The sequence below is a fragment of the Thiomonas bhubaneswarensis genome, from assembly GCF_001418255.1.
In the GTDB taxonomy this organism is placed as follows: Bacteria; Pseudomonadota; Gammaproteobacteria; order Burkholderiales; family Burkholderiaceae_C; genus Thiomonas; species Thiomonas bhubaneswarensis.
On the sequence record NZ_LIPV01000003.1, the window covers coordinates 67576 to 79695 of the forward strand.

Sequence of the window (12120 nt, forward strand, 5' to 3'; positions counted from 1 at the left end):
ACGGAGTTCCCAGATGACCCAAGGCACAACCAAGCGCATGATCATCATGCTCATCATCGCCGCCGTCCTCATCGGCGGTGTGGTGTGGTTCCAGCACTTCAAGAACACCATGATCGCCAAGGCGATCAAGGGCATGGCCAACCCGCCGCAAACCGTCTCCACCATCGTGGCGAAGGAGTCGAGCTGGCAGCCCACGGTCGACGCGCTGGGCAACCTGCGCGCCAGTCAACAAGCCTCGCTGAGTTCGCAGGTTGCGGGCATCGTCACCGCCATCCATTTCAAGTCGGGCGAGAAGGTGCGCGCAGGACAGGTGCTGGCCCAGATCAGCGATGCCCCGCAGCGTGCTCAGCTGGCGCAGTTGCAGGCCCAGGTGGGGCAGTTGCAGGCTCAGCGTGATCTGGCGCAGACCACCCTGAAACGCGACGAGGCGCAGCTCAAGGTGCAGGCCATCAGTCAGGCCGTGGTCGATACCGACCGTGCCAACCTCGCCAGCATCGACGCCCAGCTCAAGGCCCTGGCCGAGCAGATCAACGCGCAGAAGGCCGTGCTGGATCAGGCGCGCATCACCGCGCCGTTCAGCGGCGTGCTGGGCATCCGCCAGATCAACCTCGGCCAGTACCTGGCGCCGGGCACGGCGGCGGTCACCCTGCAGGCGCTCGACCCGATGGACATCGACTTCACCGTGCCGCAGAACCAGATCGATCTGGTGCACGTCGGCATGAACGCCGAGGTCACCACCAACGCTGCGCCGGGCCAGATCTTCACCGCTCGGGTCATTGCCGTCGAGCCGCAGGTGAACACCGCCACGCGCAACCTCACGGTCCGTGCGCGCATTCCGAATCCGAAGGGCCAATTGCTTCCCGGCGTGTTCGCCTCGGTACGGCTGAGCGACGGCAAACCGCGCGACTACGTCACCCTACCCAATGCCGCGGTGGCTTACAACCCATACGGCGCCACGGTCTATATCGTGAAGGATGAAGGCAAGGCGGCAGACGGCAAACCCAAGCTGACGGCCGAGCAGCGCTTCGTCACCACCGGTCCCACACGGGGTGACCAGGTGGCCATTCTCAGCGGCGTCAAACCCGGCGAGACCGTGGTCACCGCAGGCCAGCTCAAGCTGCGCAACGGCTCGCCCATTCTCATCAACAACAGCGTGCAGCCGGCCGACAGTCCCAACCCGCAAGTGCCCAACTCCTGAACCGGCTGCCCGCGATGAACAAGAAATTTACCGACATCTTCATCGACCGCCCGGTGCTGTCCCTGGTGGTTAGCCTGGTGATTCTGGTGCTGGGTCTGCGCTCGGTGGGCCTGCTGCCGGTGCTGCAATATCCCTACACGCAAAATGCCGTGGTCACCGTCACCACGGCCTACCCCGGCGCCGACGCCAACCTGGTGGCCAGCTTCATCACCACGCCGCTGGAAAACGCCATCGCCCAGGCCAACGGCATCGACTACATGACCTCGTCGAGCGTGCAGGGCGTGAGCACCATCACCGCCAATCTGCGGCTGAACTACGACCCGGACAAGGCGCTCACCGAAATCAACACCAAGGTGAACTCGGTGCTCAACCAGTTGCCGCCGGCGGCGCAAAAGCCGGTGCTGACCGTGAGCATCGGCCAGACCATCGATGCCATGTACATCGGCTTCTACAGCGATGTGCTCAAGCCCAATCAGATCACCGACTACTTGGTGCGCTCGGTGCAGCCCAAGCTGCAGGCCATTGACGGCGTGCAGACCGCGGAGCTGCTCGGCGCCAAGAACTTCGCGCTGCGCGCCTGGCTCGATCCGAACAAGCTCGCAGCCTACGGGCTGACCGCGGCCGACGTGTATAGCGCACTGGCCGCCAACAACTACCTGGCGGCCACCGGCAATGCCAAGGGCCAGATGGTGCAGATCAACCTCTCCGCCAACACCGATCTGAAGTCGCTTGCCGGTTTCAAGAACATGGTGGTCAAGACCGTGGACGGCCAGGTGGTGCGGCTCGACGACGTGGCCCATGTGACGCTGGGCTCGGACGACTACGACAGCTCGGTGGCCTTCGACGGCAAGACCTCGGTGTACATCGGCATCCAAGTGGCGCCGGGTGCCAATCTGCTCGATGTCATCGCAAGGGTGCGCAAGGCCTTCCCCGGCATCCAGCAGCAATTGCCAGCGGGCCTGAGCGGCACCATCGTTTACGACTCGACCAAGTTCGTCACCTCGTCCATCGACGAAGTCGTCAAGACGCTGATCGAGGCCATTCTGATCGTCACCGCGGTGGTGTTCATCTTCCTCGGCTCGCTGCGCTCGGTCATCATTCCGCTGGTGGCCATTCCGCTGTCCATCGTCGGCACCTTTACCGTGATGCTGGCGCTGGGCTACTCGATCAATTTGCTCACCCTGCTGGCCATCGTGCTGGCCATCGGCCTGGTGGTCGATGACGCCATCATCGTGGTGGAGAACGTCAGCCGCCACCTCGAGGAAGGGATGTCGCGCTTCGACGCCTCGGTGCGCGCGGCGCGCGAGCTTGCCAACCCCATCATCGCCATGACCATCGTGCTGGTGGCGGTGTATGTGCCCATCGGCTTCATGGGCGGGCTGACCGGCGCGCTGTTCACCGAGTTCGCCTTCACCCTGGTGGGTACGGTGGTGATGTCGGCCATCATCGCGCTGACGCTGTCGCCCATGATGTGCTCGCACCTGCTCAAGGCGCCCGACCCGAAGAGCCGCAACTGGCAGGACCGTCTGGTGCTGTTCCTCGACCACAGCTTCGATCGCCTGCACAAGCGCTACGAGCGCACCCTGCACGGTTCGCTCAACTACCTGCCGGTTACCGCGGTGATGGCGCTCATCATCCTGGGCAGCATTTACTACCTGTACTCCACCTCGATGTCCGAGCTGGCGCCGCAGGAAGACCAGGGCGTGCTCATCAGCATTTCCTTCAACAACCCCACGGCCACCCTCGACCAGCGCCAGCTTTACGCCAAGCAGGTCTATGACGTGTTCAAGACCTTCCCCGAAACCGATCATGTGTTCCAGCTCAACACCCCCAGCCAGGTGATCGGCGGCATGGTGCTCAAGCCCTGGGACGAACGCAAAAAAACCGCCAGCGAGCTGCAGCCCGTGCTGCAACAAAAGCTCAACCATATCGCCGGCAGTCAGATCGCCGTGTTCCAGCCGCCGCCGCTGCCCGGCGCGCGCGGCCTGCCGGTGCAGTTCGTGCTCACCACCACCGAGCCGTTCAGCAAGCTCTACGAAGTGTCGCAGAAGTTCCTGGCTGATGCGCTGAAGTCGGGGCAGTTCATCTTCCTGCAGTCCGATCTGCGCATCGACCTGCCGCAGACCCGCATCGAAATCGACCGCAACATGGCGGCGCAACTCGGCCTGACCATGCAGGACATCGGCTCGGCGCTGTCGGCCATGCTGGGCGGGGGCTACGTCAACTTCTTCGAACTCGACGGCCGCTCCTACAAGGTCATTCCGCAGGTCGAGCAAAAATACCGCCTCAACGCCGATCAGCTCAAGCACTACTACGTGCGCACCGCCAGCGGCGCCATGGTGCCGCTGTCCACCGTGGTGCATCTCAAGACCACGGTACAACCAGAAACCATCAACCACTTCCAGCAACTCAACTCTGCCACCATTCAAGGTGTGCCCATGCCCTTCGTCGCGCAGGGCGAGGCTCTCGACAGTCTGAAAAAGCTGGCGCAGGAGACGTTGCCAGCAGGCTATGGCTTTGATTACGCCGGGCCCTCGCGGCAGTTCGAGCAGGAGTCCGGTGGGCTGGTGCTGACCTTCGCCTTCGCCCTGGTCATCATCTTCCTGGCGCTGGCCGCGCAGTTCGAGAGCTTCCGCGATCCGGTCATCATCCTGGTGTCTGTGCCGATGGCGATTTCCGGGGCGCTGCTGTTCATCAACCTCGGCATCGGCCACGCCACGCTCAACATCTACACCGAAGTCGGGCTGGTGACGCTCATCGGGCTGATCTCCAAACACGGCATCCTGATCGTCGAGTTCGCCAACAACCTGCAGCGCGAAGGTCGCAGCAAGCGCGAGGCCATCGAGCACGCAGCGGGCATGCGGCTCCGCCCCATCTTGATGACCACCGCGGCGATGGTGCTGGGCGTCATGCCGCTTATCACCGCAAGCGGCGCAGGCGCGGTGAGCCGATTCAACATGGGCCTCGTCATCGCCACCGGCCTGTCCATCGGCACCCTGTTCACCCTGTTCGTCGTGCCGGCCATGTACATGATGCTCGGCGCCGACCACAGCCACGAAGCCCGCGCCAAGGCCCTGCGCGAAGCCGAGGCACACGATCCGCTGGCGCATCCCCCGGGCGGAGGCGCCTCGACTGCCCATTGAACGTTGACGTAATCGCCTTGAAGCCGACCTCAGGGTCGGCTTTTTTCTTGTGCGTTCACCGCTGGTTACACCTGCATGTCAAGCCTCGTCACTGGCTCGCGCACTGTGCTCGTTAGGGCAAGCATGGCGTTGTGCCATGTCCCACAGGAGTCTGCGATGTCCCCTCGTTTTGTTGCCCCCTTGATGCTGGCTGTTGGTTTGACTTTGGGGGCGCCTGCCGCATTTGCTGCGCCCCAGCCCGCGATGATGCAGGCCCTTCGCGACCTGCAGCAGGCCCGCGCGGAGCTGCTGCGCGCCGCACCGGACAAGGGCGGCTGGCGCATACATGCGCTGCAGCAGGTCGATCAGGCCATGGCCTCGGTGCGCGCGGGCATGCGTTTCGCCAATCAGCATTGAGAGCGCTCATGGACGCTGCGACCCGACGGCCTCAGGTCTGCACGGCCACGGCTTCGAGCGTCCGCGCGGCGCGCCGCTCCCAGTCGGCCTTCTGATCGGGGCCGATGGGTCCGACGTTGAAATATTGGGCTTCGGGGTGGGCGAGGTAAAAGCCGCTCACGCTGGCAGCGGGCAGCATGGCCCAGCTTTCGGTCAGCGACATGCCGATGTCGGCGGCCTGCAGCGCCTCGAACATCGCGCCCTTGACCGAATGCTCAGGGCAGGCGGGATAACCTGGGGCAGGGCGGATGCCGCGATATTTCTCGGCGATCAGCTCGGCGTTGTCCAAGGCCTCGTCGGGCGCGTAGGCCCAGAACTCGGTACGCACGCGTTGGTGCATTCGCTCGGCCAGCGCTTCGGCCAGGCGGTCGGCCAGGGCCTTGAGCATGATGGCCGAGTAATCGTCGAGGTCGTCGAGAAACGCCTTTTCCTTGGCGTCCACGCCGATGCCTGCGGTCACGGCAAACAGGCCGATGTAGTCGGCGGCTACGCCCTTGGGGGCGATGAAGTCGGCCAGCGCCCGGTTGGGCCGGGGCACGCCGTCGATCACCGGGCGCTCGGTCTGCTGGCGCAGGCCGTGCCACACCATCAGCTCCGTGCTGCGGCTCTCGTCGGTGTAGATGGCGATGTCGTCGTCGTTCACGCTGTTGGCGGGCCACAGGCCGATGACGGCGTTGGCGGTCAGCCAGCGGCCTTCGATCAGCCGCTTGAGCATGCGCTGCGCATCGCTGTAGACGCGGCGGGCGGATTCGCCCACGATGTCGTCGGTGAGGATGTCGGGAAACTTGCCCGCCAGATCCCAGGTCTGGAAGAACGGCGCCCAGTCGATGCTGGCAGCAATCTCATTCAGGTCGTAATTGCGGAACACGCGCCGCCCGATGAACTTGGGCACCGGCGGCTGATACGCCGACCAGTCGATGCGGGTCTTGTTGGCCCGCGCCTGCGCCAATGAAACCAGCGGGGTGACGCGCTTGTTGGCGTGCAGTTCGCGCACCTTGGCGTAATCGGCTTCGATCTCGGCAATGTAGGCGGCGGCCTGCTCCGACAGCAGGTTCTGCGCCACGCCCACGCTGCGCGAGGCATCGGGCACATAGACCACTGGGCCGTCGTAGTGCGGGGCGATCTTTACCGCGGTGTGCACCCGGCTGGTGGTGGCGCCGCCGATGAGCAGCGGCAGTTTGCGGCTGCGGAAATAGTCGTCGCGCTGCATCTCGGCAGCCACGTGCTGCATCTCTTCGAGGCTGGGGGTGATGAGGCCGGACAGGCCGATGAGGTCGGCGCCTTCTTCGCGCGCCTTGGCGAGAATGTCCTTGGCCGGCACCATCACGCCCATGTTCACCACTTCGAAGTTGTTGCACTGGAGCACCACGGTGACGATGTTCTTGCCGATGTCGTGCACGTCGCCCTTGACCGTGGCGATCACGATCTTGCCCTTGGCCCGCACATCGCAGCCTGCGGCCTCCATCTCCTTTTTCTCGGCTTCGATGTAGGGCAGCAGATGCGCCACGGCCTGCTTCATCACCCGCGCGCTTTTCACTACTTGCGGCAGGAACATCTTGCCCGCGCCGAACAGGTCGCCGACCACGTTCATGCCGTCCATCAGCGGGCCTTCGATGACGTGCAGCGGCCGCCCGCCTTCGGCGCGCATGGCCTGCCAGACTTCTTCGGTATCGTCATCGATGAAATCGGTGATGCCATGCACCAGCGCATGGCTCAGGCGCTCACGCACCGGCAGCTCGCGCCAGGCCAGGCGGGCGGTGTCGTCCTTGGCCGCGCCTTTCACCGCCTCGGCCACTTCGAGCAGGCGCTCGGTGGCGTCGGGGCGGCGGTTGAGCACCACGTCTTCCACGCGCTCGCGCAACTCGGGGTCAAGATCGTCGTACACCCCGATCATGCCGGCGTTGACGATGCCCATGTCCATCCCGGCGGCGATGGCGTGGTAGAGAAACACGGTGTGGATGGCCTCGCGCACCGGCTCGTTGCCGCGAAAGCTGAACGACACGTTCGACACCCCGCCAGACACCTTGGCGCCGGGGAGGTTGGCCTTGATCCAGCGCGTGGCCTCGATGAAATCGACCGCGTAGTTGTTGTGCTCCTCGATACCGGTGGCGATGGCAAAGATGTTGGGATCGAAGATGATGTCTTCCGGCGGAAAGCCCACCCGTTCGACCAGCAGACGATAGGCTCGTTCGCAGATCTGCGTCTTGCGCTCGAACGTGTCGGCCTGGCCCTGCTCGTCGAACGCCATGACCACGGTGGCCGCGCCGTAGCGCCGCAGCAGCCGTGCCTGGCGCAGAAACTCGGCCTCACCTTCTTTCATGGAGATGGAATTCACCACGGCCTTGCCCTGCACGCAGCGCAGCCCCGCCTCGATGACTTCCCACTTGGAGCTGTCGATCATCACCGGCACCCGGGCGATGTCGGGTTCGCTCGCCATCAGGTTGAGAAAACGCACCATCGCCGCCTTGCTGTCGAGCATGGCTTCGTCCATGTTGACGTCGATGATCTGCGCGCCGTTCTCCACCTGCTGCCGCGCCACGGCCAAGGCCTTGTCGTATTCACCCGCCAGAATCATGCGGGCGAACGCCTTGGAGCCGGTCACATTGGTGCGCTCACCAATGTTCACAAACAGCGAACCAGGGCCGATGACCAGAGGCTCCAGGCCGGAGAGTTGCAAAGGGGGCAGGGCGGGAGGCGTGGCGTCGTTGGACATGGGGATCAATGGATTGTCGGCCTTCGCCACCGTGCAGGTCACGAAGGAATGAGCGCCGTTGAGACCCCCAAGCCTGACGCCCGGCGCACCATGGGTGGCGGGCGCTGCAACGCTCCTTGGGAGCACTTATTGTAAAGATGCGCGCATGCCCTCGGCGTCGGCTCTACCATGTGACAGAAACTCAATTTTCACCATGCCAGCCCGACCTCCATCCCAGCAGACCGTTCATGCGACCTGGGCACCGCGCATTGCGCAGTTGCTGCTGCGCCAGCCCGGCCATCGTCTCACCGCAGAAGACGCCGTGCTCATCGCCAATCAGATGCAGGTGCGCTGGATGCAGGCGGGCACGCGCTTCATCCGCCAGGACGACGACACGCACGACGGCACCATCCTGATGCTGCTGTACGGCGAGGTCAGCGTGGAAAAGGCGCCGCTGCACCAAGGCGACAGCCTGGTGGTCTCCATCGCCAAGGCCGGGCAGATGTTCGGTGAAATGGGCGTGTTGCTCGATGCGCCGCGCAGCGCGAGCTGCGTGGCCTACTCCGACGTGGCGCTAGCCGAACTCAGCCGCGAGTCGCTCGAACGTCTGGTGAACGAGCATCCGGGCACGGCGGCACGGCTGGCGCTGGGCATCGCCAGCCGTCTGGCCGAGCATCTGCGCGACACCTCGAACAAACTCAGCTCGATGTCGCGCCTGGTCAGCGCCATGCACCCCGCCATCCGCTCGCAGATGCTCGGGCCCAAATCCGGCTTTTCCCCCAGCCAACTCGACGACCCTTCGCTGCCGGATTGACGCCTTTTGTCAAAGCCGCCCGACAGCCTCGGCGGCCAGCCAGCTCACCACGCTGGCGAGCAGAAACACCAGAAAGCCGATATTGCTTTCCATGCCCAGCCGCTCGGTGAAGAACCGGCGCAGGCCATAGACGGCGAAGGGATAGACAACGATGGAGACGAAAAACCCGAACAAGGCGCGCTTCCTGAAATAACCGCCGCACTCGATCGGCGGCAGATCGAGTCACCTATTCTGTCTCGTCGGCGCGCCCGCAGGTGTGTACGGCTGTAAAAGCGCGCTGATAAACGAAAACCGAAGCCGGAGGCGCGTTGCGCCAGGCCAGACCCGAGCGGCGCACATGCAGCCCGAGTTCCTCGCGCAAGGCCCGCGAAACCGGGCTGGCATGCCCGTAGGTGAACTGCACGAAGCAGCCGCCGGGACGCAGTACCGAGAACGCTTCGCCCAGAATGGAGCGCTGCGTGGCGCGCGGCATCGACAGCAGCCCCAGCCCGCTGATGACGGCATCGGCCGGGCCGTCCGCCAGATAGCCCGAGGCCTGGGCCGCAGTTCGCAGCGCGCAGGCGTCGGCCCGAATGACCTGAAGCTCCGGAAAGCGCTGGCGCAGCAGGCCATGCAGCGCTGCGTCGCGCTCGACCACCAGCAGATTGGCATGGCGCAGACCATGATCGACCAGCGCCCGGGTGAAGGCGCCGGTGCCCGCGCCGAGCTCGATCACGCGCAGCTGCGCCGGGTCGCTGCCGGGCAGCAGGGCCAACGGCTTGAGCATCTTCTGGCTGAGTTGCCGCCCCGAGGGCAGCACCGCTGCCACTCCCATCGGGTCGCGCGCCCACGCGCTCAGAAAGGTGCGGATCTGCTGCGCGGCGCGAATGCGGGTAACGGTGGAGGGCGGTGTGGAGCTCATGCGGATGCGGGACAATGCCTCGGTTTGGAACCCATGTCGTCCAAAGGCTGGCCAGCGCGCGCCGATGCGCCGGAATAACCAGACGGAGGGCACGAACAGATCGAAGCCGGTTACGACCGGTCTTGGGCTGTCTCCCTGCTGTTTTTTGATTGTGGATGCCGCAACTGAGCGCAACCTTAGCATGAACCCCGACCCTTCCAAACGACCCGCACCGCCCGCGCTGACCTGGCATTGGCGGGGTCTGCAGGACTATCTGCCCACCTGGGAGGCCATGCGAGCGCTGACCGAGACCCGTACCGCCGCCACGCCCGACCAGCTTTGGGGCGTGGAGCATCCGCCCGTGTTCACCCAGGGCCAGGCGGGACGCCCGGAGCATCTGCTCGCGGCGCACGACGTGCCTGTGGTGCAGACCGACCGGGGCGGGCAGATCACCTACCACGGCCCCGGACAGGCGGTGATCTACCTGCTGCTCGACATTCGCCGTCGGCACTGGATGGTGCGCGAGACCGTGCAGCGCATCGAGGAGGCGGTGATCCGCACCCTGGCGCGATGGGAGATCGACGGCCAGCGCCTTCCGGGCGCGCCGGGCATCTACCTCGCCTCGGGCGAGAAGATCTCGGCGCTCGGGCTCAAGGTGCGCAACGGCTGCACCTATCACGGCGTGGCCATCAACGTGGCCATGGATCTGCAGCCCTTCGAGTGGATCAACCCCTGCGGCTTTCCCGGGCTGCGCACCCTCGACATGGCCAGCCTGGGCGTGCACGCCGATGTGGAGCAGGTCGCGAGCGCCTTCGCCGAGGAATTCAGCCAGATCTGGCAGACGCAGGGCGGCGGGCCTACCATCCCGCTCTGAACCCGTTTTATCTTGCCCATTTTCGCGATGACCACGCCTACCCCTCCGCTTGCCGACCCGACGATCAAACAGAAAGGGCAGGCCAAGACCGCCCGCATTCCGATCAAGATCGTGCCTGCGGGCGAGGCGCCGTTGCGCAAGCCGGAGTGGATCAGGGTCAAGGCCGCCACACCGTCGTCGCAGTTCTACGCCATCAAAGGCCTGCTGCGCGAGCACAAGCTGGTGACCGTCTGTGAGGAAGCGAGCTGTCCGAACATTGGCGAATGCTTCGGCAAGGGCACGGCCACCTTCATGATCATGGGCGACAAATGCACGCGGCGCTGCCCGTTCTGCGATGTGGGCCATGGCCGTCCCGACCCGCTCGACCCCGAAGAGCCCGGCCATCTGGCCCGAGCGATTGCCGCGATGAAGCTGCGCTATGTGGTCATCACCAGCGTGGACCGCGACGATCTGCGCGACGGCGGGGCGCAGCACTTCGTCGATTGCATTCAGGCCGTGCGCGCGCAGTCGCCCGCAACAAAGATCGAGGTCTTGGTGCCCGACTTTCGCGGCCGACTGGACAAGGCGCTCGCCATTTTCGCCGCCGGTTTGCCCGACGTGATGAATCACAACCTGGAGACCGTGCCGCGCCTGTACAAACAGGCCCGCCCAGGCGCCGATTACGCCCATTCGCTCAAGCTGCTGGCCGATTTCAAGGCGCGTCATCCCGGCATTCCCACCAAGAGCGGGTTGATGGTCGGCCTGGGCGAGACCGATGACGAAATCCTCGACGTGATGCGCGACATGCGCGCGCACGGCATCGACATGCTCACCATCGGCCAATACCTCGCGCCCACAGGACACCACCTGCCTGTGACGCGCTACGTGCATCCAGACACCTTCGCCATGTTCGAGCGCGAAGCGCTGGCCATGGGCTTCACCCACGCCGCCGTCGGCGCGATGGTGCGCAGCAGCTATCACGCCGACCAACAGGCGCATGCGGCTGGCGTGTGAGGCGTCACCTTGCGTTGACGCAGCCCGCGGCGCACCGCGCCGACCGACAATAGGCGCGGTTCACGTACCCATTTGGAGACCTGCAGATGAAAGCACCCGCTTACGCGCTGGGCCTGTCCGGGCTCGTTCCCTTCATCGCCCTGGGCCTGGCCGCCTGGGTTGCGCCCGTCACGTCATTGACCGCCGTCGTGGTGATCCAGGCGCAGTATGCCGCAGCGATTCTGGCGTTTCTCGGGGCGCTGTATTGGGGCGCGGCGCTGGTTCAGCCGGAGGGGCAGGTGCAGCGTCCGTGGCTGCTGCTGGGTTGGGGCGTGGTGCTGCCCTTGTGGGCCTGGCGCATGACCTGGGCGTCGAGCTGGGTCTACGGCATGAGCGGGCTGTTCATCGGTCTGGCCGTGGCGTATGCCGCAGACGTGATGCTGCGCAAACAACTGCCGTGGCCGTCCTGGTTTTTGCAACTGCGCCTGTGGCTCACCCTCGGGGCGCTGTTCGGGCTGGGTCTGACCCTGGTGCGGCTCTACACCTTCAAGCCTGCGGGCTGAGGCGTTCATTCGCCGCGGCGGCGCAGGCCGCGCACAGGCCCTGCACCTCGAGCCGGGCGTGGCGGGCGACAAAACCCGTGGCCGCCACGGCCTGATGAATGACGGCGTCCATCGACGCGTCGTGCAACTCCTGAACCCGGCCGCAACGCTCGCACAGCAGCAGGTGCGCAGCATGCGGCTGATCGGGATGGTTGCAGCCGACGAAGGCGTTCAGACTGTCGACGCGGTGGATCAGCCCCTGTTCCAGCAGAAAATCGAGCGCCCGATACACCGTGGGCGGCTTGGCGGCGTGGTCTTCGGTGGACAACTGCGCCAGCAGGTCATAGGCCTTGACCGCTTCGGTGCGCGACTGCACCAGCTCCAGCACCCGACGGCGCAACGGCGTGAGGCGCACCCCGCGGGCGGCGCACAGGCGTTCGGCGTGGATCAGGGCGTCCTGCGCGGCAGGGGCGGTGGCATGGCGGTGGCTGGGGCTCATGTGCGCAAGTATGCAACACGCGGCGTGCCTAGGAGCTTGTCGGACTTGAGGATCGCGGGCTGCAAAATGTC

Annotated in this window: 11 protein-coding genes and 1 riboswitch; of the genes, 7 read left to right on the forward strand and 4 right to left on the reverse strand. The window is 65.2% G+C overall.

Annotated features, from left to right (window positions below; genetic code table 11):
- The first annotated feature begins 13 nt into the window (after positions 1 to 13).
- The 3 genes from ASC45_RS04735 (at position 14) to ASC45_RS15680 (ending at position 4737) form a co-directional block, all read left to right on the forward strand.
- Positions 14 to 1198 (forward strand): efflux RND transporter periplasmic adaptor subunit, encoded by a 1185-nt coding sequence (locus ASC45_RS04735; RefSeq protein WP_055449895.1) that lies wholly within the window; start codon positions 14 to 16, stop codon positions 1196 to 1198.
- Between the two features lie 14 nt (positions 1199 to 1212).
- On the forward strand, positions 1213 to 4341 hold the full coding sequence (locus ASC45_RS04740; protein WP_055449896.1) for an efflux RND transporter permease subunit: 3129 nt from the start codon (positions 1213 to 1215) through the stop codon (positions 4339 to 4341).
- 156 nt (positions 4342 to 4497) lie between these two features.
- On the forward strand, positions 4498 to 4737 hold the full coding sequence (locus ASC45_RS15680; protein ID WP_072242976.1) for a hypothetical protein: 240 nt from the start codon (positions 4498 to 4500) through the stop codon (positions 4735 to 4737).
- A gap of 31 nt (positions 4738 to 4768) precedes the next feature.
- On the opposite strand, the gene metH is transcribed toward ASC45_RS15680, so the two are convergent.
- On the reverse strand, positions 4769 to 7489 hold the full coding sequence (gene metH, locus ASC45_RS04745; RefSeq protein ID WP_072242990.1) for a methionine synthase: 2721 nt from the start codon (positions 7487 to 7489) through the stop codon (positions 4769 to 4771).
- Positions 7490 to 7532: 43 nt separating this feature from the next.
- A riboswitch (S-adenosyl-L-homocysteine riboswitch) is annotated at positions 7533 to 7613 on the reverse strand.
- 69 nt (positions 7614 to 7682) lie between these two features.
- Between metH and ASC45_RS04750 the strand changes: the two genes are divergently transcribed.
- Positions 7683 to 8282 carry a Crp/Fnr family transcriptional regulator gene (locus ASC45_RS04750; protein WP_055449897.1) on the forward strand — a complete coding sequence of 200 codons (600 nt, stop codon included), beginning with the start codon at positions 7683 to 7685 and terminating at the stop codon, positions 8280 to 8282.
- Positions 8283 to 8291: 9 nt separating this feature from the next.
- On the opposite strand, the gene ASC45_RS15840 is transcribed toward ASC45_RS04750, so the two are convergent.
- Together ASC45_RS15840 and ASC45_RS04755 are read right to left on the reverse strand one after the other, a co-directional pair.
- Positions 8292 to 8456 carry a hypothetical protein gene (locus ASC45_RS15840; protein ID WP_167344838.1) on the reverse strand — a complete coding sequence of 55 codons (165 nt, stop codon included), beginning with the start codon at positions 8454 to 8456 and terminating at the stop codon, positions 8292 to 8294.
- Positions 8457 to 8508: 52 nt separating this feature from the next.
- A complete protein-coding gene (locus tag ASC45_RS04755; protein ID WP_055449898.1) occupies positions 8509 to 9183 on the reverse strand; it encodes a class I SAM-dependent methyltransferase in 675 nt (224 codons plus the stop codon).
- 181 nt (positions 9184 to 9364) lie between these two features.
- Between ASC45_RS04755 and lipB the strand changes: the two genes are divergently transcribed.
- The 3 genes from lipB to ASC45_RS04770 all read left to right on the forward strand — a co-directional run bounded on the left by lipB (position 9365) and on the right by ASC45_RS04770 (position 11571).
- Positions 9365 to 10036: a lipoyl(octanoyl) transferase LipB gene (gene lipB, locus ASC45_RS04760; protein ID WP_055449899.1), complete on the forward strand. Its 672-nt coding sequence runs from the start codon at positions 9365 to 9367 to the stop codon at positions 10034 to 10036.
- Between the two features lie 27 nt (positions 10037 to 10063).
- Positions 10064 to 11029 carry a lipoyl synthase gene (lipA, locus tag ASC45_RS04765; protein ID WP_055449900.1) on the forward strand — a complete coding sequence of 322 codons (966 nt, stop codon included), beginning with the start codon at positions 10064 to 10066 and terminating at the stop codon, positions 11027 to 11029.
- An 86-nt stretch (positions 11030 to 11115) separates the two neighbouring features.
- On the forward strand, positions 11116 to 11571 hold the full coding sequence (locus ASC45_RS04770; protein ID WP_055449901.1) for a DUF3429 domain-containing protein: 456 nt from the start codon (positions 11116 to 11118) through the stop codon (positions 11569 to 11571).
- Here ASC45_RS04770 and ASC45_RS04775 read toward each other — a convergent pair.
- Positions 11555 to 12049, reverse strand: coding sequence for a transcriptional repressor (locus tag ASC45_RS04775; RefSeq protein WP_055449902.1), 495 nt, complete (start codon positions 12047 to 12049; stop codon positions 11555 to 11557). The genes ASC45_RS04770 and ASC45_RS04775 overlap by 17 nt on opposite strands.
- Positions 12050 to 12120: the final 71 nt, after the last annotated feature.